Origin of the sequence: Streptomyces sp. NBC_01707 (assembly GCF_041438805.1) — a bacterium.
Classification (GTDB): Bacteria; Actinomycetota; Actinomycetes; order Streptomycetales; family Streptomycetaceae; genus Streptomyces.
In genome coordinates this window covers 187,111-208,310 of record NZ_CP109190.1, presented here as the reverse complement: position 1 = coordinate 208,310, position 21,200 = coordinate 187,111, and the positions used below count along the sequence as shown (strand labels likewise).

Sequence of the window (21,200 nt, the reverse complement as noted above, 5' to 3'; positions counted from 1 at the left end):
GCTCTCCACCGACTAGTTGTATTGATCACGAGCGTTGTTGACGCGAGGGTCTTGATCAAAGGGGAAGACCTCCGGTGTGGTGGAGCTGTCTAGGACTGCACCACACGGAGGTCTTCGTGTCCCACCGTAATGCCCGGCTGACTGTTCATGGCAGGCGGCTGTTGATCCAGCGTGTCCGTTCCGGCCGCCCGGGCGCTCATGTGGCCGAGGAGATGGGAATCTCGCGGGCGACCGCACACAAGTGGGTGCGACGGTGGCGCACGGAAGGCGATCCGGGGTTGTTCGACCGCTCGAGCCGGCCGCACACGACCCCGCATCGCACGGTCCCCGAGACGGAAGCCGCTGTCTGCGATCTGCGGCAGGCCCGCAAGCTCGGCCCGGCCCGGATCGGCCCGATCCTCGGGCTGCCCGCCTCCACGGTGCACCGGATCCTGACCCGTCACGGACTGAATCGTCTGGCCTGGCTGGACCGGCCGACCGGCGAGCCGATCCGCCGCTACGAACGCAGCCGCCCCGGCGAGCTGGTGCACGTCGACATCAAGAAACTCGGCAACATCCCTGACGGCGGCGGCTGGCGCACGGTCGGCAGAACAGCCGGCAACCAGAACCGGCAGGCCACCACCGACCTGCGCAAGAGCTGCAAGCCGGTGATCGGCTACAGCTATATCCACTCCGCCGTCGACGACCACTCCCGGCTCGCCTACAGCGAGGTGCTGCCCGACGAACGCCAGCACACCGCGATCGCCTTCTGGCAACGCGCCCATGCGTTCTTCACCGGTCACGGCATCACCGTCGAACGCGTACTGACCGACAACGGCTCCTGCTACAAGTCCAAGCTGTTCACCCAGACCCTCACCTCAGCCGGCATAGCCCACAAACGCATCCGCCCCTACCGGCCACAGACAAACGGCAAGGTCGAACGCTTCAACCGCACCCTGCTGGAGGAATGGGCCTACCTGCGGCCCTACACCACCAACACCGAACGCACCGCGGCCCTGGCAGACTTCCTCCACACCTACAACCACCACCGCTGCCACACCGCACTCGGCGGCAAACCACCGATCAGCCGCGTCAACAACGCTCCGGATCAATACAGAAGTTCCAGGTCTGGGAGTGGTTCCCGCAGCACGTCACATTCCCGGGACGCTCTGCGGCCGGCACACCGGAGATCCTGTTGGCTGAGGTCTCCCTCTACGACGCAGGGGGTGACTGGCTTGAGGTCTCACTCGACGTGGAGTGGACCAAGGAGGGCCTTCTCAATGTCTGGTCAGCCATCAGCGTGGCCTGCTGGTGCGAGGCGGACCATAACGCTCACTACGTAGACCCCGTGGAACGGACTGTCGTCGGAACGACTTCGCTGGCTGACGCTTTCGAGACTGTGGCAGGCCGGTTCATCTCGTGGCTCGCCGGACCACGGGACCCTGAGTTCTGGAGAGCCCACGCGAGCCTTCCCCCACGGAAGCAGAGATGAAAAGTGGGCGACTGCGGTGCAGCGACGAAGATGGTGCGGTGACGAGCATCAGTGGCGACCATGTGAAGGTCCACTTCCGGATGGACATAGGCGAGGACGGCTGGCCTCCTGCGAGCGTCGAGAGCCTGTGGGCTGTGGACCTCGGCGACGGCACGGTGCGGTTGGACAACACCCCCTGGTTCGTACGCGGAGTCGCCAGCGGCGACATCATCCAGGTGGAGCCCGATGGGGAAGGTGTCCGTTGGGCCGGGGAAACGGTCCGCGCCTCGGGAAACTGCACGATTCGGCTGATCGTACTGAAGGACGGCGGCTCGGCCTCTGCTCGTGAGAGCGTCCTGAAGATCTTCCACCGCCTCGGTACGACCGGTGAGGGGATCGAGCGCTACCAAATGGTCGCTTTGGATGTCCCGAAAGATGCGGACCTACCCCGAATCCGCGAGCTGTTGGAGCACGGCGAGGCGAAGGAATGGTGGCATTGGGAGGAAGGATGCATCACGACTGCATGGAGAGACCTAGCTGCGACATGACCGGGCTGTGCGACCCGTGCGACCTTCGTGGACGTGTGCACAGAGGTCGGCTATGCGACCGGCACGTCGTGCTGGTTGTGGCACCTGCTGCCCCTCAGGTGCAGTCGGCGCAGATCCTGGAGTGCGGCGTTAGGGAAGGGGTGCTGCACCCACTTCTAAGGGAAGGCCCCTGCGTGGTCGGCTGGGCGGCCCGAGTAGGGTGCGGTCAAAAGTGGGGGAAGATCTTGAACTTTGATGTGCCTGGCCCGGAAGCCGGCTGGCTGGATGCACCGGTCTCGGCGTGTGCGAATCCGAACCCTGCTTGGCAGACCAGCATGTGGTGGTACATCTCGGGTCTATTCCGTGTGGTGGCGGGCCTTGCACCGTCGCTGGACGCCGTGGCGGGCCGGTTGAAGCTGACGACCGAGCGGGGCTGGGAGGAACTGAGCCCCGTCGATGTCGCGATGATCCAGATCCGTGGCGTGCACTTTGCGCTCCACCGCATGGAGTACAGCCCGATGACCGACACCATCGTGTCCGTCATCAACGAAACGGACGACGACGAAGCAGCCATCGACATCCTGCTCGATGCGTTGGGCATCGGGCGTGAGGCGCTGACGTTCAGGGGAGATCTCCGACGCGGCGACGACGAAGTCGAATGGCTGCCGGCAGCACGTCCCCTGGATTGACCTGAAGGGGCACTTCTTGCCACCACGAAGCGTCTGCTGCTGCAGGCTCCGGGACGCGCTGGCTTGGGCTGTGGCTCCCCGAACAGAGCCGTTCGCGATGATGCGTAGGGGGAGCCCCCCCACACACAGCCGTTCCTCACGAGCTGCTGGAGCTGCCCTGTCGGTGCCGTCGGCTAGCGTGCGCTCGTGACCACACTCGAACTGGTTCTCGCTCTCGGGGCCGATGACGTGACAGAACGGGATGCGGCCGCCACTGCCGTAGCTGATCTGGGCGCCGAGGTCCTGCCCGTACTGATCGGGCAACTGCAGGATTCCGGCTCGCCCGTGAGCGAGCCCGTCCTGCTGGCTGTCTTGCGCCGCATGGGCACAGAGGCGTTCGAGGCGGTGCTCGGCGCCCTGGAAACCTTGCCACCGGGAGAAGCGCCTCATCGACTGTTGCGGGCGTTCGCCGGATTCGGGGCGGCGGAACTGGACGGCTACGTTGACGCCCTCCTGCTTGAGGATCCAACCCTGCGGCGCGCGGCTGTGACAGCGATCAGCCGCTGGAGCAGCGACGTGCCGTCTGCCGCGCGACATGTGCTGCCATTGCTGGGTGACCGGGACGCAAAGGTCAGGCAGGCGGCGGTTCAGGCGTTCTCGTCGTGGGGAACCGCCGTGGTGCCGCTGCTCCAGGCGGTCCGCCTCGACGGTCCGGGGGCGGCGCGCGCGGGCGCTCTGGAAGCCTTGGCAGAGATCGGCGGCGAGGCGGTGATCGGTGCCCGTGACATCGCGGCACTGGAACGGCTGGCCAGGATCGAAATCGCCGGCGACACGCCGGTTCCGCTCTCCTGCTGCTTCCTCTCCTGGATCGCGGTGCCTACCGGGGACCAGGCGGGTGTGATGGAGATGCTCGGGCTGTCGCAGCCGCGTCTGGTCCCGTTCTCCGTCGGCGTGTATGCCGCGGACATCGACAGTCATGGCGACCTCGACGCCGATCCACTCGATGTGTACCGCAGGGTGTTCGTTACTCCTGAGCTCGCCGGCTGGACGTTGGTGGTCGGTTCCTGGTGCGATCCCAGCGCCACCGAACGCCAGAACGAGGTCCTCGAAGCGTGCGAACGCCTCAGCACCCGCTTCGGACGCGCGCAGGCCTACTGGTGGAGCGCCTCGCAGGACGGCTCGGCGGTCCTGGCCGCCGAGGATGGCGTCGTTGTCCGCCGCTTCGGCTACTTCCCTGACGAGGACGTGCAGCACCTGGAACTGGGAGAACCTCTTGCGTACGAGCAGCAGCGGCGCGCCGAGCTGGGGCTCCCCGCTCTGGCAGCCGACCAGGTGGACACCGAGGAAGACGCCGACGGTTGGATGTGGGAGCTCCTCGACCTCGCGCCCAACCTGGCCGGCGCCTTGGGACTGAACCCCCTGTCCATCGATGCCTCGACACCGACCCGGGGCACCGGGAAACTCGCTCTGACCGAGTACGGCCACCGCCTGGGCACACCGCCCGGAGCACTCAGACGGTGATCGAAATGACGTGGCATCGCAGGCGAGTGCCCGTGAACACCGTGTGCCTTGAAGATCGCTTCCCAACTATCGGGTGATCGTTTCCCGACGGGCCAGGCTCAGTCCCACCAGAATTCCCAGCAGTGCGTGTCGATGAGTCGCTCGGCGTACGCCTCCAGGGTCTGAGGTCGGGGGCCCTGCCAGATGTTGTCGGGACAGAAGGCGAAGTGTTCGGCCGCGACGAGCAGGGCGTCTTCCCGGCTCGTCGGGGGTGTGGCGACGCTCAGGTGGAGTGTGTCGGATCCAACGGCGACTACGCATACTCCGAAGCGTTGTTCCCAATCGCTCACAACGGCGGAGAACGTGGCGGTGTCGTTGTCCCAGTTGGCAGGCCCGTCCCAGCCGACGAGGGCGAGAGCGTCGGCACCGGAAGGCGCGGCGACCAAGCCCAAGCGTGACTGCGGCCGACTCAGGACGAAGTGGTCTGCGTACTCGGCGGCCAGCCGGCTGGAGTCCGTCGTGTCTTCACGGCCGGGTGCGAGGCCCGGCCAGGTCTGTCCGAAGGGGGCCGTGATGGCCAGCCGTTTGGCGGGCGACAGCATGTCGTCGTCTTCGTCGATCGCGGTGTACGCCGCCCACCACTTCTCGAGCAGCTCGGCCGGGTCGTGGTCGTCGGGTGATGACATCTGCTCGGGGAAGAGCTCGCCGGTGCCCCAGGGACGGAAGTCGCTGTCTTCAGGGTCGCGCGAGTCGAGAAGCAGGGGCCAGACGCCTGAGCGGGGATGCTCGTCGCGGATCCGCGTCCACAACTCTGCGGATACGGCGCCGTCACTCAGCCACAGGGCTTGGGCGCCTCCGTCACCTTCATCGGACGTGATCAACCGTCCGGGCGGGAGGGGGACAGCGATGGTCGATAGCAGCTCAGGGTTCACAGGCGGATGCTAGCCGTGGGCTCTGACATGCTCGCGATCGTCGGCTTAACCTCGGCGGTTGGAGTCCAGCCATTCATCGCTGTTCCACATGACGGGCATGGCGCCGACCGGGTCGAATTGAATGTCGGGGTCGTTGCTGTGGACCAGGCAGATCAGCCGGCGCTGAAGTACGGCCGCCCGTCGGGCTCGGTCGGCGATGATGTCGAGTACGACTTGTGCGGCCCGGGGGCAGGCACCTGCGAATCGGTCGTAGTCGGTGAAGGCGAGGACCAGTCCAGCGCCTTCCGCTGAGTCGTCGTAGCCGCCGTAGCAGGCCACGTCACCGAGGCAGTCGTTGAGCGCGTCAAGGTTGTGGCCGTAGTAGTCGGGGAACTGCAGGGCCGCGGCGATGGCACGGTGCATGTCCTGCTCTGTGCTCCATTGGCCTGCTGACAGCCGGACAACGCGGAAATCACGGTCTTCGAGACGCTGCACAGCCTGGTTGAGAAGTCGCTGGCGCCAGAAGAGGGTGACGAACGTGTTGCCCATGTACTCGATGCCGGGGAAGCCGGCCTTTGACGTTCTCGGCGTTGGCTTCGAGGCGACGTGGCGGCGGTAATCGTCCAGCAGTCGGAAGAACTCCTCGACCGGGTTGGAGTCGGCAGGCGTGGTGCGTTCGATTTCGGCAGCCCAGCTGAGTGAACTGGATGTCCCGCGGCTCTCGTGGAGCCATTGCGTGAAACGCTCTTCGGGCCAGAAAGCGAAGGGCTCGTCGATCGCGTGCACGCCCAGTGCGACGCGGTAGCCGGTGAGGAGCGCTTCCAGATGACGCAGTGAGTGACCCGGCAGCGACATGCTGGGGCGGAGGCGGATCTGCTCGAGGAAGTCGTACACGTCCGTGCAGTCCTGCCAATGCTTGACGGTGTTCTGCGGGCTGTCCTCGATCGGCATGGGGTGAGCCTACGGGGCGGGCAGGAGTGGTCTTTCAGCGCAGGGGTGCGGACCCGAGGCGGGCGAGGGCGGTCGTTTGGGAGCATCTGCGGTCACCCTCTGCGATCTTGTTGCGGCTCGCCCTACGTTTGGCTGGGGCTTCCAGTGCCGCGAGGCCCCGATGCCGGCTGGGTGAAGGCAGGGCTGCGATGACGTCGCTCTTCGAGCGTCTGGACACAGAAGAAGCCATCGTCCGCGGGGAGTTGTCTTCACTTCGCGAGAAGATCGCGACGGCGGAGGAACGGCTGGCCCACCTGACGATCACACGGGAGACTCTGCTATCCCTAACAGGCCATGCCGGCCAGGCCGATGACGGTGCCGAACTTCAGTCACAAGGGCAGGGCCCAGGTGACGGCGGGGATCTCGTGGATGGGTCGGTGCCCGGAGCGGCGCCCGGCGTTGTAACCAATCCCCGTGATCCGTCGGTCGCATCGAAGCCACTGGAGTTGTCGGTGGCCCGTGAGCGAATGCTGGTGCTGCTGGCAGGGGCCGGGCGGGCGATGAAGGCACAGGACATCGCCGCGGCGATCGGCGAGGACATCTCGGATACCTCGAACGGTCGAAGGACGGAGACGACGCGGTCCCGGTTGAAGGCGCTGATCAGGGAAGGCCGGGTCGTAGAGGACCCCACTGGCTGGTTCGCGATCGCCCCGGCCACCAGGAACGAGCAGGGAGGTTCCGTACTGGTGTGAGCCATGCCGCGAGCGCGCGGCATCCAAGGGTGGCACCGCCGAGGGTTCAGCTCGGCGGTGCCGGATTGCGTGACCGCCCAGCAGGGGTGGCTTCCGCACGTCCGAGCGTAGTAGAGGCATTCTCCGCTCGGCGTCCGGAGCCACGAAGTTCGTCATGCCCGTTCGCTGTTTGGTGTTTCCGGGCACGGATCGAGGCTCAATGCGTTCTGTTCCGTTCGATATTGCTACTGTCCGGCCACAGTGCGAAACCGGTGAAGTGGGCCAGGCGGGCGATGGTCGCCACGTCGGGCCAGGACCGTCCGGCCAGCAGGTCGGCGATGGCCTGCCGGTTGACTCCAGAGCCGGCCGCGGCCGCCCGCAGGCTCAGTCCGAGGCGCTCGAGGGCCTGGGCGAGGGTTCGGGCGATCTGGCGGACCGCTTCGGCGGCCGGATCGGCGATGACCTGCTCGGGCCAGGCTTCCGGATCCTGGGTGAACTGCCGGGGGGAGCGTGCGCGGGCGCGTCCGCCGACCATGCGTGCACCACCTTGTCTGTTGTAGTTGATCAGCTGTGGAATGGCTGCTTGTCCAGCCGGTATGCATGGACCGTGGTCCTTGATCCCGACACGTCCGCGAAGATCACCCGGTACCGGCCCCGGGAGGCGCCCCCGCTCTGGGTGGAGGTCGCGCCGTTGGTGCGGTCCGTGGTCGCCGCCACCGTGACTGCGGTCCCCTACGACGTGGAGCGGTTGCTGCACGTCACCGGGCGTCTGGCGCTGTGGGCCGAAGCGAGCGGACTGGAGCGGTCTGCGGATGCGTGGTTGCGCAACGAAGTAATCGACGCGTTCGTCCTCTCGCGCGCCGGCGACATCGAAGGGTCGTCGGTGCGGACGTATCGGACCTGGTTGCTGAGGGTTCGGGATGCGCTGGCGTGGAGTGAGCGCGGGGAGGCTGCTCCGGCCCGGATGCATGCCGAGGCGAACACGTATCAGCCCTATACGGCAGCCGAGTTGGCGGGTCTTCGGCACTGGGCCGCTCATCTGCCCCGCCAGCAGAAGACTGATGCGCTCGCGCTGATGGGCCTGGGGGCCGGTCTCGGCCTCATGCCGAAGGAGGTAGCGGCGAGCCGGGGCGCCGATCTGCAGCGTCTGCGTGGGAACGGCCCGCTCTTGCACACCGCCGTCGACCGCCTGGTTCCGCTCGTCGCCCGCGCCGCCTGGGACACCGTCTTGGGAGAACTGGCAGACCAGGCCGGGCGAGGGTACTTGTTCCGCCCGCGTCGGACCACCGAGTACGCGAAGAACCTGATCGGCTCCTGGTCTCTCAGCCACCGGCCGCCGGACAGCCTGCCGGCGGTGTCGGTGGGCCGGTTGCGGGCGACGTGGATCGTTGAGCTGATGCGGGCCCACATCGATCACAATCTGATCGCGCAGGCGGCTGGGCTCGCCTCGGCTGCGTCGCTGGCACGCTGGCAGCACCTCGTCCCTCCCATCGATGACGCCACCGCCGCACGGCTCCTACGCGGACCTGAGAGGTGAGCAAGCCCCGGGCCTGGCGGAGTCCGGAGAAGATCAGGAAGTGCCGGCCACGGCCGGTCACCGACGCGCCGTTCGAGATCCCGGACTCGAAGGTCGGCCAGCTCGACGCTCTCCTGCACGGAACGGGTGTGCTCGAGCTGGTCGACGTCGAGCTGGCAAGGCGTCCCGGGCCGAAGGGTCTGCCGGTGCGGACCGTGCTGGTGGGGCTGCTGCTGTCTCTGCACTACCACCGCAGCGCGAGCCTCGCGGATGTCTGCCGGGTTCTCCTGGACGAGCTGCGGGCCCCTGCCCGGGGCTGGCTGGGGGTTCCGGATCCCGACTCGCTCGACGCCCACGGACGGCACGCGTTCACACGGTGTGTCTACCGGTCCTTCGACCGGCTGACCACCGCTCTGGACCCCTTCCGCTGTGACCGCCGCAGTCGGCTGCCCGCCGACGAGGCCACGGTCGTGGCCTCCGCCTGGGAGGACACCGATGCCGAACGAGTGCGCCGCCGGGCTGTGCTGCAGGAGATCAGTGACCGCCTGGTCCTGGTCACGGTCCGCCTCGCTCACCGCCGGGGCCTGTTCAAGGGCTGGCGGGGCGATATCGGCGTCGGCACCACCCCGGTTCCCGCCTGGCACCACGAGCCCAGCGAGCATCGCGGTCTCGCGTCCGTCGAGATCACCGCCGGCTGGCACTACTGCGGCGGCTCCGACGAAGGGATCTTCGGGCACTCCGCCACGCTCCTCGTCGCCGCCAGCCGCAGGCACCCAGTCGGCCACCCTCAAGCCGGAGAGCGCGTCAGCCGGCACCCGCAGCTCGTGCTCGGCCTTGTCCTGGACAGCCCCGGCAAGCGGATCGGCCCGAACGCGATCCACGCCCTGACCGCCCTGGCCCCGTTCGGCTTCCCCACCGGGATCCTGGCCTCCGACCGCGCCTACACCGACCAGGTCTCCACACACTTCGCCCAGCCCGCAAGACGCCTCGGCTACCAGCTCGTCCTCGACTACAAGCGAGAGAACCGGGGCATCCAGGGCACTCACGAAGGCGCCCTGCTCGTCGACGGATCCCTCGCCTGCCCCGCCATGCCCACCGCCCTCGCCCAGGCGACCTTCGACCTCAGCGACAAGGCCGTACGCGGCATCGACGACGACACCGTGCTCCGCGAGCAGATCGCCGCCCGCGAGCCGTACTACCTGCGCCTCAAGGAGTCCGCAGACGAGCGCGGGGCGATCCGGCTCCAGTGCCCGGCCAGCGGACCGTCGCCCGCGGTGGCCTGTCCCCGCTTCAACCAGGTCCACCAGATCCCCGCACCGCGGCCTGCCACCGTGGACCTCACCAACCGGCGGGCCACCGCCGCACACACCGCGGCCAAGCCGACCGTGCCGATCCCCCAGGCCGAACGCCTGCGAGCCCTGCCCAAGCAGGAACTGCCGCGGATCTGCCAGAAGCCGACGATCACGGTCCGGCCCGGCGACCTGGGCAAGCGTGACAAGTTCCGCCAGGACCGGCACTACCTCCACCCCAGCTGGCAGGACGCCTACCGGCCCGAACGGGCGAACATCGAAGGGGCGAACGGAAGGCTCAAGAGCCACGGCATCAACATCGCCGACCCCAGCAAGCGGCTCGCCCACGGCCGCGTCGCGCAGACCATCCTCCTCGCCCTGATGGTCTGCAGCGCCAACCTGCAGATGCTCTTCAGCTGGGACCAGACCACCGGCACCGCAGCCAACGGGGATCTTGTCTCTGTGATCGCGGAGCTCACGGAAACAGTTCCAGCCTCCATCACCGCGAATGGGCTCTCCCCACCCCAGCCGCCGACGATGGTCCGCACGAGCACCTGAAGCCCCGGCACCACACGACGAGCTCAAGCACGCCCAGCGGCGGCTCCGACGCCCCTCACGCACCCGAACCACCCCGAACCCCAGGCCGATCCTCCGCCAGGCGACCACCCGAGGCCCCGTCCACGTTCGGACATCACCTCGAACACACACCACAAACGCCGAGATCCCGCCCAGCCTTTCGGCTGAACGGGATCTCGAGACGATTCTTGAGAGCTACTCAAGAACTGTCGTGGGCCGGGGCGGGAGGATTTCGGTGCTCCGGCAGGACAGGCCGCCTTCGGGCGGAGGTGCCGGAAATCGCGGCGGACGCGGGCGGGAGTGAGCCTGTCGGGCGGGCTCGGTTTCTCCCATGGCCGTCGGAGGTCGGCCGCCAGCGGGCGGGCGAGCCGGAGTTGGGTGAATACGGCGAGGATCAGCCAGGTCCAGCGGTCGGCTGCTTCGGGGGTGCGGATCTTCGGGCAGGTCCAGCCCAGGGTCTGCTTGAACAGCCGGAAGGTGTGCTCGATGTCGAAGCGCCGCAGGAACGCCTGCCACAGACGGTCGACGTCGGCTGTGGTGGCGTTGGTGCCCGACCACCACAGCCACACCGGCTTCGGTGTCGCGCCGCTGGGCAGGTGCTCGACCTGCAGGCGGATTACGGTGCCTTTGATCACCGGCAGGGCGCCCAGTTGGGCAGTCCAGGCGGATCGGTGGGTCAGTCTCGGGTGGAGCCGGTCCCAAGCCCGTGCGGTGGCGGTGCCGTAGAGACGGGTCTCGGTCAGTGTCTGCGCGTCGGGGGTGTCCCAGGTGGCGGGGTCGCCGAAGACGAACTCGGCGCCGTGGCGGGGTGGACGGCCCCGGGTTCCGGGCTCGCGGGGCGAGACTGTGCGGCGCAGGACACGGTCCGAGCGCATCCGGCCCAGCACCTGCACCGGCAGATCCTTCAGCAGGAAGGCCAGTCGGGGCACGTCATATCCGGCGTCCACCACGATCAGAACGTCCGGATCGCCGTCTTTCCACTGCCCGGCTGCCATCAGCCGCTCGACGAGTTCACGCATCTGCCCGGACGTGACGGTGGCAGCATCATCTCCCGGGGCCAGACGCAGTGCGTCCAGCGGCGCCGTCCATGAACTGCGGCCCGTTTCCAGCGCGCAGATCACCGAGTACGGCCAGCCGGGAACAGGAATGTGCTGATCCTTGCCCCGCCCGTAGGTGTGGCACAGGATCCGCTGCGGTGAGGTGTGCGCGCTCGGTCGCAGCCAGCAGGTGATGTCGGCGGCCAGGACCAGTCGGCCGTCCGCCGCCCGCGGCAGAGGCACCGCAGCCAGGGCCCGCCGCAGCCTGCTGACATCGACCTCGCCCGCGGCCAGTGCGTCGTAGAGCCCACCGTGCCCGCGACGGTGTTCGCCCACCAGCGATAGCTCCACCAGCGACCGGACCGGACCATCCGCACACAACACGGCGTCCGTCAGCTCGAACAGCGCATCCGCACGCCTGGTCAGACAGGAGTAGAACTCACCCCGGAAGCGTGACAGTTCCGCAAACGGATCCTGCCCGGCAGCTTGATGCAACAGACTCATCCCCACGGTCTTCGTGCTGAGCTTGTGTGTTCCTTGGTCGGATCACATGCTCAGCCGAAGGCCGCTTCGGCGTACTCCGGTTACCGCACCGAGTGATCAAGTGCGACACATCGTTCGACGCTTGAGGTTAAAGATCAAGTTAGGTGAACCGTTCCGGGTTCGGTAGAGATCTCAGACGTTGTGTGTGACCTGCGGTTTTGTGGTTGCCAGGTAGTGCAGGGCTTCGTATTCGACGGGTGGGACGTGGCCTATCTCGCCATGGAGTCGTCGGTGGTTGTACCAGTCGACGTACTCGGCGGTGGCGAGCTCGACGTCGGACAGTGTCTTCCAGGGGCGTCGGGGCTTGATCAGCTCGGTCTTGAACAGGCCGATCGTGCTCTCCATCAGGGCATTGTCATACGCGTCGCCGACGGATCCGATCGAGGCGGCGATGCCGGCGGTGTCCAGATGCTCGGCGAGCCGGAAACTGGTGTACTGCGACCCGGCATCGCTGTGATGGATCAACTCGCCTGGCTGGATGGGGTGTTGTTCGCGGTCGCGTTGCCAGATTGCCATCTCCAGTGCGTCCAGGACGAACACCGTTTCCTTCACGGTGGCCGCGGACCAGCCGACGATGCGGCGGGAGAAGGTGTCCACGACGAACGCGACGTAGACGACACCGGCCCAGGTCTTCACGTGGGTGAAGTCCGCGACCCAGCACCGGTTCGGGGAGTCGGCGACGAAGTCGCGGTCCACCAGGTCCGGCGCCCTCCCGGCCTGCCCGCCGGGCAGCGTGGTGATCACCTTCGTGCCGCGGACCACACCGGCGATGCCCAGCTCGCGCATGAGGCGTTCGACGGTGCAGCGGGCCACCGCGTGGCCCTGCCGGTTGAGCTCACGCCAGATCTTCCGTGCCCCGTAGACACGGTAGTTGGCCGCGAAGACCTCGCTGATCCGTTCCTTCAGCTCGGCGTCCCGCACGGTCCTGGCCGACGGTGCCGCCCGGCGCTTGTGGTGGGCGTAGTAGGTGGAAGGGGCAATCTTGCATTCGTGCTCGGTCAGAACACGGCAGATCGGCTCGACTCCGCCGAAGCGGTCCCGGTGCTCGTCGATGAAGTTCACGAGCGTGTGTGTGGCCGGTCGAGCTCGGCCGCGAAGAAACTCGCCGCGGCCTTCAGGATCTCGTTCGCCCGCTTCAGCTCGGCGATCTCCTTCTTCATCGCCTTGACCTGCGCGGACTCCTCTGTCGTCGTGCCCGGCCGGGCACCGGCATCGACTTGGTCCTGCCGCACCCACTTCCGCAGTGTCTCGGTCGTGCCGATGCCGAGCTTCGCGGCGACCGCTTTCATCGCCGCCCACTCGGTGTCGTAGTCGGGCCGCACCTCGGCGACCATCCGCACCGCACGACGGCGCAGCTCAAGCGGGTACTGGGAAGGACGTGCCATGACTCGATCCTCTCAAATGATCGAGTCCCTACCGAACCCGGAACGGTTCACTCCTCGACCTGCGCTGGGAAGAAACCTGGTCGGCGGAACCGCTAGCATCCGCCGCACCCTCCAGTGCGCCAACAGCAGCGGCCTGACTGCCCTACCGACGAAGACGCAAAGCTCGGACCGGCGGTTCGCACTGCCCACACCGTGCCGGCGCTATCGAACAGCACCGCAGCCGACAACTCGAGGAACGCGAAGCGGCAGGCGAAAGCTGGCAGAACAGCGGCTACGTGTTCACCCGGCCCAACGGTGCCCCGATCGAAGGAACCACGCTCACCCGGCACTTCACCGCCCTCTCCGTCGTGCCAGCCTCAGAGCAGAGGCCTCGCCGGATTCAAGAATTCCCGGCGGGGCCTCTGGCATGTTCAAACTGACAGCTCCTGCTGCGCCTCGGCATACGAATTAGCAGGGACAAGCTCGGACATCTTCCTGAAGAAGATCATCCCAGCTACTTTGACAGCATCCAGGAAATCCGGAAATGAGGCATTTGCCGTCTTCGTTTCTTCATCAATCTTGGCGGTCACCAAGATGCGAGACCCTGCGGCTCGAAAAGAGAGCTTGATCGGCTGATCCGGAAAGTACGTCTCCGCGTAACCCGACGACTGTACTTTCGTCACCATCTCGGCGATATAACACCAGAGCTGGTCAACGTAGTCCCATTCTTCAGTGCCGATGATTTCCAGTCCATCAACGGAAAGCCGAATGGCACCCTCAATGTAGTCAAGGTCGGGCGGCGGGGTACGGCAGGCTTCCACCTGCACGAACCCGCCGTCCGCGTCCTTCAGGAACGTCTCAATCTCAACCACGTCTCAGGTCCTTCGATGATGTTTATTCCGGATAGAACTGGCCCACTCGACCTCTATTCATGCCGAGTACGTAATTGACGCCGTTGACGTTCCCGCGAATCTGATACATGCCTTGGCTGCCTCGCTGAACCAGCGTATCGCGGTTCTGCCGCATGACTTGACCGATAGCGCCTCGGACGTCATCAACACTCATGCTCGAATCGAAGAAGGACTGCTTTTTCTTCACCGAGCCATCCCAATACTTCGGGTGATGACGAGTGAGGATGTGTTCCATTCCCTTCTTGTCGAGCAAGAAGGCCTGATTCCCGAACTGGAACCGCTGACTGCCCCAGCCCCGGAGAGCAGGAAGGCATCCTCCACTGTTATGAACCAGAACCGGCGTCTGCCCAGCGAGTACATAGTACGTGTGCAGGCCGTCTACGGTGAGGTTGCGGGTTTCCTTCATCTCGTGGAAGGAGCGCGTCGCGTGGACGGTGACATGTGTGCCGGCGTCAGTGCGCAGGGTCATGCCAGTGCGTAGGTCCGCGGTGTCTACCCAAGCATGCTCGGACGGCGACCAGAAGGGGTGATGGTCGGTGGCAATGATTTCTGCGTCGCCGTGACTGGTGGCGATGGTCAGCTCAGTGAAGTCCTTGTCGTTCTTCGTGATGATGGTGGCGAGGACTGTTCGCGACTCTGATTTGCCGGTTTCTGGGTTCGTCGCCAGGACTTTATCCCCGGCCTTGATGTCCTTGATAGATATATTCCGGCCATCCGCTGTGCGAATCTCCGTATCCGGGAGGAAGCTGTTGAGGCAAGGCCTCGAAGTTCCTTTGCCGCCGGTTATTCTGCTAAGGATTACGTCGAATCCTACGTTGCCGCAGATGGGGCAGGTATCAAGGGTTGGAATGCTGTCGACATGCTTCCAGCCGTCGTAGAATTTCCGGAACTCTGCGCACCCGTCCACAAAGCTGTAGCTGCAACGCTCGCGAAGATACAGCTCAACGTTCAGCTCGTCGCTGAGTTCAGCAGAATAGGTACCCCATCCCTTTGCCTGCTTAATCAGTGTCGAGACATTGCCCGCCGGACCAGTGAACAGCTTCACGTCGTGAGATGTCGGAAATCCATCGGGTGCGCCGTCCCCGAGATCGTGCGTTAGCGGCTCACCACCAGGAAATTCCTTCTCGACCTGCGCGGGGGTAAGGCCTCCCGGAGTTCCACCTGTGTAGCAGGCTCCGTGTGCTCCGCACATCTCGGAGAGGCCGGACGGGTCGCTGAAGTTGATGGGGTCGTTGTGGCTGTAGCTGAAGGCGGAGAGGTTTTGTGGGTCGTAGGGGGCGCTGATGAGGTCGGGGCTGAGGAACCGGCCGAGTTTGGGGTCGTAGGCGCGGGCACCGAGGAGGGAGAGGCCGGTGGCGGTGTCTTCGGTTTCACCGAGGAATCCGTGGTCGGTGCCGACGGGGAGGCTGCCGCTGCGTTCGTTACCGAAGGGTGTGTAGCGGCGGCGGGTGGTGGTCCCGGTCTTGGCGTCGACGGCGAGCTGCGTTGATGCCTGGGTGTCGGCCATCAGGTAGGTGACTTTGCCACCGTCGGGGGCGGTGGTGCGCATGGCGACGGCGGCCCCGCCGCAGGTGTAGTAGCGGGTGGCGGTGGCGGTGGCGGTGGTGCCGTCGGTGGTGCGGAGTTCTGTGCCGCCGAGGTAGGCGACCGTCTCCTGGGGGCTGGTGCGGACCAGGAGGTTGCCGTCGGCGTCGTAGGTGTAGCGGGTCAGTTCGCTGCCGCTGGATTTGGTGGCCTTGACCGTGGCGAGCTGTCCCTGTTTGGTCCAGGTGTAGTCGGTGGTGGTGCCGGGTTCGACGCGTCGGGTCATCTGCCCGTCGGCGTCATAGGTGAAGTTGTCGGTGGTGGTGGTGCCATTGGTGATGTGGTTGGTCTTGCGGACGCCGTGGGGCTGCTCGGTGTTGGGGGTTGTCCAGGTGCCCGCGTCGTCGTAGCCGGGGTAGAGGTGGTCGTCCTTGGTGACCTTGCCCGTCGCGTCGGTGTTGGTGGTGGACTGCAGGTTGCCCATGCGGTCGTAGGTGTACGCGGCCTGGTACGGCGCTGTTCCGATGAAGTCAGAGGTGTTGCCCGTGTCGCAGATGCCTTCGCTGTTGCGGGTGAAGGCGTTGGTCAGACGATTCTGGGGGTCGTACTTGAAGCACTGTGACTGGGTTATCTGGCCACTGGCCTGCTCGCGCAGCTCGGTGAGCTTGCCGGACAGGTCGTACTTGTACGTGTCCTTCTGCTGCTCGGTGACGAGCTCGTTGACGCTGGTGGTGGTCGAGATGGACTGCAGCCAGCGGGTGCCGTTGCTGTCGTTGTAGCCGTAGCTGCGTTGGGCGTGGACGCCGGTGCCGCCGATCTCCGGGCCGTAGTTGCGCTCGATGAGACGCCCGTAAGCGTCGTAGGCGGTGCCGTCCACGTAGACGCTGCTGCCCAGGGTGGACGTGAGGCGGTTGGGCTGCCCGTAGTCGTCGTACGCGGTGGTGACCGTTTCCGCGTTGAGACCGCCCGCAGGGGGGTAGGTGGTGGAGGTGATGTGGTCGGCCGCGTCGTAGCCGACCGTGGTGGTGTAGCTGCCCGCGAGGCCGTTCACATTCGACGGGAGGGTGACGGTGCTGGTCGTGGGGCGGCCGCGTTTGTCGAATCCGCCGGACTTGACGGTGTAGGTGTTGCCGTCGCTGTCGCGGCTGACGCTCTGAGTGATGTGTCCCTTGCTGCTGGGGACCTGGGGGTCGTCCCAGGTCCAGGCGGCCAGCTGGTCCGCGCCGCTGACCACGGAGGTCTGACGGCCCAGGTTGTCGTAGCCGTAGGTCAAGACCGTCTTGGGGTTGTTGCTGGTGTCCGTGGCAATGTTGCTGGTGACCGTTTCGACCTGGCCGTTGTTGTCGTAGGTCGTGGTGGACTTCCCGGCGTCCGGGTCGTCGACCGCGGTGCGCTGGCCGGCCCAGTCGTAGGTGTAGAGGGTGTTGTTGCCTCGCGTGTCGGTGATCTTGTCCAGGTCGCCGGTGCCGGTGTAGCCGTAGGTCGTGGTGTAGGCGCTGCTGCTGTCGTGCTCGACGACCTGGGACACCTGTCCGTACACGTCCGTGTAGGTCTCAATCGGGGTGCCGACGGCAGGGGTGACCTTGGTGTAGTCGCCGAAGTAGCTGGTGGCGACCTTCCCCTCCAGCTTCTGGGCCCCATACGCCTGCAGTTGGGAGACGACGGTGCGTCCGGCCCAGTCGACGATCACGTCGTTGTAGGACGGCAGTTCGGACACCAGGGGGCTGGTGGGGCCGCCGGATCCTGCGGTGCCCTTGTTACGGAAGGCCGCGGAGGTGCCGGCGACCTGCCCTGCGGAGTCGTAGCGGACGACCGCCACCTGCCGGTAGTGCACCTGTTCGGTGCCATTCGCGTCGTAGTCGTCGGGCAGCGGAGACTGCGTCTCCCGTCCCCGCCCCAGGCCGTCGGTGTAGGAGTGGGAGGCCACGTAGGTGCTGCCGGACTGCAGTTGGTAGCTGGCCACGTGCGGGTAGCCGTCCACCGAGTCAGGCACCCCGGAGCCGTTGGTCGACGTGGGGATGGTGTAGGTGAACTTCATCGACGGCGAGCTGCCGGTCTCTGTCGGCTTCCATACCTCAACCGGCCGGCCCGCTGAATCCAAGGTGATCTTGGTGAGGTTCCCGTTCGGGTCCTGGGTCTGGTAAGCACTTCCCCAGAAGCGGGACAGCCACACCGTCGAGGTGAGCGGGACGCGGACCCCTATGGTGCCGTCGGGGTCTGGCGTGGTGGTGGTGATGCCGTCGAGCGGCCAGGTGTTGGGCGGGTTGTAGGCGATAGTGGTGCGGTTGGACTTGCCGTCCTCACTCCACACGGTGCGCCCGGCGTTGTCGTAGTGCGACTTCACCGTGCGATAGGCGTCAGCCTTGGTGTAGGTGTGCACCTCGGTGGGGTTGCCGTCCGCGGGCTTGTTGTCGGCCACCGACGTGGAGCCGTCGTAGTACGTCGTGGTGTAGCCGTCCTGGTTGCCGTCGGCGATGCTGGAGCAGCCCACCCCGTAATGCTTGACCTGGTCCTGAAGGACGGTCCAGCGTTGGGCGCCGGTGGAGTCGTAGACGTCGGTGTTGTAGGCCCGCCCGTATGTGGTGCAGCGGTTGTCGGAGACTCCGGTCGCACCCCAGTCGTCGGTGCGCATGGGCAGCCCGTAGGTGGTGGAGGCGCCTTCGGATTCGTCGTACTCGTCCTCCACCACGTGCTCGCGCCAGCCGGTGGAGATCAGGGTGCGCGTCGTCGTCTTGGACTCGCGGACGAAGCGGGCATCGGGCAGGCCGTCGTACTGGGCGGTGTTGTGGTCCCAGTAGGAGTGGTACGTCCGCTCGTGCGAGACGTCGGTGTCATCACGCAGCGAGGTGGACAGGACCTTGCCGGCGAGCCAGGCGTGGTCGGCGTAGTCGTTGCCATCGCCGTCGTTGACCGTCACGGTCTTCGTCGCCGACGTGTCGGTCTTGGAGCTGCGGTCGCCGTCCAGGCCCCGGTACAGCCAGTACTTCATCGTGCTCCGGCCTGCGCCGGATCCGGTGATGACCTGGGTCTCCTGGTAGCCGCGCCAGTCCGACCAGGACTCGTCCTCATCCGCGGTGAGCGGGTCGTTGGTGAAGCGCCAGCCCGCCCCGTCCTCGTAGAGGTAGGAGGTGGTCATTTCCGGCGCGCCGTCCTGGTTGGTGGTCACCGTCGGGTCGACGACCACCTTGGTGACCAGGAACTTCTTGAACCAGCCGGTCTTGGAGTCTGTCGCCCCCTCCGGGGTCCACTTCTGCCAGTAACAGTCCATCGTGTTCGAGGACTGCGTGGGCAGATTGTCGGTGGTGCAGGGGTTGGCCAGGCCGTAGGTGACGGTGGTGGTGGCACCGAGATCACCGTGGATCTCGCTGAGGCGGCGGAAGTTGATCTCGGTCGAGCCGACCTTGTTGTCCAGATCGATGCCGTTGAAGTTGATGACCGGCAGGATCTGGTTGGTGCCGTTACCGTAGGTCCGGCGCTGCACGTAGTCCAGCCACAGCGTCTTGCCGACCGACCCGTCGGGGTTGGGCAGGCCGTGCTTGGTCTGGTACTGCTGCACCAGATCCCAGCCGGTCCCCGCCTGGTCGGAGACATACGTCTTGATGTCCCAGAGCATGTCGGTGGAGAAGAACGTGGGGTAGTACGTCTTTCCCGCGCAGTCGTAGTCCGCCGACGTGCCGTCACACATCAAGTCGATCGGCACATCCGGATACGAGGTCGGCTTGTCCTTGAACGTCGGACACCCCGCGGGCTCGCTGCGCAGCGGGTCCTTGTCATTCATCCGCTCGATACACCGGTTGACGTGAGTGAGCTCAACCTTGGCAGGCAGCTTGGCGTCGGCGATCTGCGACGACCAGCCGTACTGGATCTCCTTCACATAGCCGGAGGAGACATACGAGCGGGCCTGGTCGGTTCCGGCGACCGAGCGGTAGTGGTTGTACTCCTTGTCGTAGAAGTACATGGTCTCGACCTCGTTGGCGTCCACCGCCCGGTCCAGGTTCCACCGCCATGCCTGCGTGCACGGATCGGGGAACTGGTCATGGCACGGCTCACCCACATCGTTGCCGACCACCGGCATGGTGAACACGGAGGCGGTTGCGGTCGTGGTGCGCTCCGAGCGGCCCCAGCCGAAGTAGTAGCGGTGCCCGTCCTGGGAGGAAATCACCCAATACTCGCCGTCCCGCCCGGCGCCGTAGCCGCCGAACAAGCGCTGAACCCGCCAGCCCGGGTCGTCCTTGACGTGGTAGGAACCGGTGCCGGTGTTGTCCTGGATCAGTTCCGAGGACACGCCGTTGAGATTGATGACATAGACCGCACCGGAAGGCTCCTTGGTGGAATTCGGGGAGTCCCAGCACATGTCGCCGATCGTGGGCAGCCCGTCCTGCGTGCAGTTGCGGTAGCGCCGCTCGATGAACCCGACGCTCAGGTCCCAGCCCATGCCCACCCAGGACGCCTGGTTGTTGGAAGCCGAAGTGCGCCCGTCAACCGACTGCGAGTTGTACGTCATCGCCAGCGGCGGCGCTGCACCCATGGGCGGAGTGGGAAGCTGAACGGGCAGGCTGTAGGTGAAGGCACCCGATCCGGTCGCCACGTCCCACGAGCCGGTCGGCGAGAGCGTCGAGGCACGGTAGTCGCCCTGGTCCGAAGACGAGGCCGACGTCAGCGCATACACACTCGCGCCCGCACCGCTCCCCAACTGCGCGGACACGCCCGACCCGTCAGGCTCGGCGATCACGGTCGCGGTCAGAGTGCCCGTTTTCGTGTCGTTGTCGGCCGGCACGAACTCCCGCGCCGCGCAGTCCTGCGCATCCGGAGTCTGCAGCGCACACGCCGGGAGCTTCACCAGCCGCAGCCGGTCGGCGAAGTCACCGCCATAGGCGTACTTGAAGCCCGAGTAGTCGATGTCGACCTGCACCTGACCAGCCGCATCCACCCCATCGGCGCGCAGGACCTGAAGCCCCAGACCTATGCCGCCTGCCGGGGCCACCTCCTTGCGGTCCAGAACCCGCACATCCACCTGATCCGGCGACACGCTCTCTATGACCGGATCGGCGGTGCCGGAAGGTGCAGAGGCAGAAGGCGACGCCGAGTCGTCCGGGCTCGCGCTGGGATCCGCACCCTCTGAGGAACTCGGGCTCGGGCTCGGCGATGTGGTGCCCTCATCCGCCAGGCGGGAGGCGTACAGCTGTGGCGCCGTCCCTTCCTCGGCCGGTACCGGGGCAACTTCCACCACTTCCCCGACCTGTGTGGAGCCCTCACCACCCGCGCTCTCGGATGGAGACGGCGCGGGCGCCACCGTGCCCGGATCACCCGGCGCCGCCTGCGACAAGTCAACCGTGGCTTCCGCCGCACTAGGCCAGTCGGGAGCGGGCAGCGGCGTGCCGACCTCCTCGGCCTGCTGAACAGGTACCGACCCCAAGGGTTGCGACGACACCACCGGCGTCGGATCATCCGCTGCCGCAGCCGTCTGAGGTGCCACCGGCATCACCGACAACAACCCCGCCAGCAGACCACCAGCCACACTTAGCGACACAAAACGCGCACGCCCGCGCCGAGCAGCCACCCGAAACTCCCACCCCAAGCCCCCACGACATAACGTAACGGGAGGGCAGTCCAATGAAGAAACCATCGGCCACGGGGCAGCAGGACCTGCCGCACTTTCCCAGCACGGCACCCAACAGTCAGACCCGACGAACGATCAGTGAAGCAGGAACGTATCTCCTGTG

General features: G+C 66.2%; 12 protein-coding genes and 2 pseudogenes. 7 read left to right on the top strand and 7 right to left on the bottom strand.

The window, feature by feature from the left end:
• Positions 1-116: 116 nt before the first annotated feature.
• The 4 genes and pseudogenes from OG963_RS00920 to OG963_RS00905 form a co-directional block, all read left to right on the top strand.
• Positions 117-1,094 (top strand): annotated as a pseudogene (locus OG963_RS00920) (IS481 family transposase); the annotation flags it as partial.
• Positions 1,095-1,509: 415 nt separating this feature from the next.
• The gene (locus OG963_RS00915) at positions 1,510-1,998 is read left to right on the top strand and encodes a DUF4265 domain-containing protein (RefSeq protein WP_327425463.1); all 489 of its coding nucleotides are present in this window, start codon (positions 1,510-1,512) and stop codon (positions 1,996-1,998) included.
• A 224-nt stretch (positions 1,999-2,222) separates the two neighbouring features.
• Positions 2,223-2,666 (top strand): hypothetical protein, encoded by a 444-nt coding sequence (locus tag OG963_RS00910; protein ID WP_327425462.1) that lies wholly within the window; start codon positions 2,223-2,225, stop codon positions 2,664-2,666.
• 186 nt (positions 2,667-2,852) lie between these two features.
• Complete coding sequence (locus tag OG963_RS00905; RefSeq protein ID WP_327425461.1) at positions 2,853-4,166, top strand: HEAT repeat domain-containing protein; 1,314 nt, start codon at positions 2,853-2,855, stop codon at positions 4,164-4,166.
• Between the two features lie 98 nt (positions 4,167-4,264).
• On the opposite strand, the gene OG963_RS00900 is transcribed toward OG963_RS00905, so the two are convergent.
• Positions 4,265-5,077 carry a DUF4253 domain-containing protein gene (locus OG963_RS00900; RefSeq protein WP_327425460.1) on the bottom strand — a complete coding sequence of 271 codons (813 nt, stop codon included), beginning with the start codon at positions 5,075-5,077 and terminating at the stop codon, positions 4,265-4,267.
• A gap of 45 nt (positions 5,078-5,122) precedes the next feature.
• Positions 5,123-6,007, bottom strand: coding sequence for a barstar family protein (locus OG963_RS00895; RefSeq protein WP_327425459.1), 885 nt, complete (start codon positions 6,005-6,007; stop codon positions 5,123-5,125).
• Between the two features lie 188 nt (positions 6,008-6,195).
• On the opposite strand from OG963_RS00895, the gene OG963_RS00890 reads away from it, so the two are divergent.
• A complete protein-coding gene (locus OG963_RS00890; protein WP_327425458.1) occupies positions 6,196-6,738 on the top strand; it encodes a hypothetical protein in 543 nt (180 codons plus the stop codon).
• Between the two features lie 196 nt (positions 6,739-6,934).
• Here OG963_RS00890 and OG963_RS00885 read toward each other — a convergent pair whose 3' ends face one another.
• Complete coding sequence (locus tag OG963_RS00885) at positions 6,935-7,252, bottom strand: helix-turn-helix transcriptional regulator (RefSeq protein WP_327425457.1); 318 nt, start codon at positions 7,250-7,252, stop codon at positions 6,935-6,937.
• Between the two features lie 168 nt (positions 7,253-7,420).
• Here OG963_RS00885 and OG963_RS00880 point away from each other — a divergent pair, with 168 nt between their 5' ends.
• Both OG963_RS00880 and OG963_RS00875 read left to right on the top strand, forming a co-directional pair.
• Positions 7,421-8,254, top strand: a complete 834-nt coding sequence (locus OG963_RS00880) for a hypothetical protein (RefSeq protein WP_371798154.1) — start codon at positions 7,421-7,423, stop codon at positions 8,252-8,254.
• A complete protein-coding gene (locus OG963_RS00875; protein ID WP_327425455.1) occupies positions 8,251-10,080 on the top strand; it encodes a hypothetical protein in 1,830 nt (609 codons plus the stop codon). The genes OG963_RS00880 and OG963_RS00875 overlap by 4 nt, the downstream gene beginning before the upstream one ends.
• A 230-nt stretch (positions 10,081-10,310) precedes the next feature.
• On the opposite strand, the pseudogene OG963_RS00870 reads toward OG963_RS00875, so the two are convergent.
• The 4 genes and pseudogenes from OG963_RS00870 to OG963_RS00855 all read right to left on the bottom strand — a co-directional run.
• Positions 10,311-11,639 (bottom strand): annotated as a pseudogene (locus OG963_RS00870) (NF041680 family putative transposase); the annotation flags it as partial.
• A gap of 171 nt (positions 11,640-11,810) precedes the next feature.
• Positions 11,811-13,063 (bottom strand): IS3 family transposase gene (locus OG963_RS00865; protein ID WP_327425453.1). Its coding sequence is split into 2 segments (ribosomal slippage): positions 11,811-12,784 and positions 12,784-13,063, totalling 1,254 coding nucleotides; the frame shifts between segments, so codons are not numbered across the junction.
• Between the two features lie 410 nt (positions 13,064-13,473).
• Positions 13,474-13,914, bottom strand: a complete 441-nt coding sequence (locus OG963_RS00860; protein WP_327425452.1) for a hypothetical protein — start codon at positions 13,912-13,914, stop codon at positions 13,474-13,476.
• A 22-nt stretch (positions 13,915-13,936) separates the two neighbouring features.
• Positions 13,937-21,037 carry a polymorphic toxin-type HINT domain-containing protein gene (locus OG963_RS00855; RefSeq protein WP_327425451.1) on the bottom strand — a complete coding sequence of 2,367 codons (7,101 nt, stop codon included), beginning with the start codon at positions 21,035-21,037 and terminating at the stop codon, positions 13,937-13,939.
• Positions 21,038-21,200 lie beyond the last annotated feature (163 nt).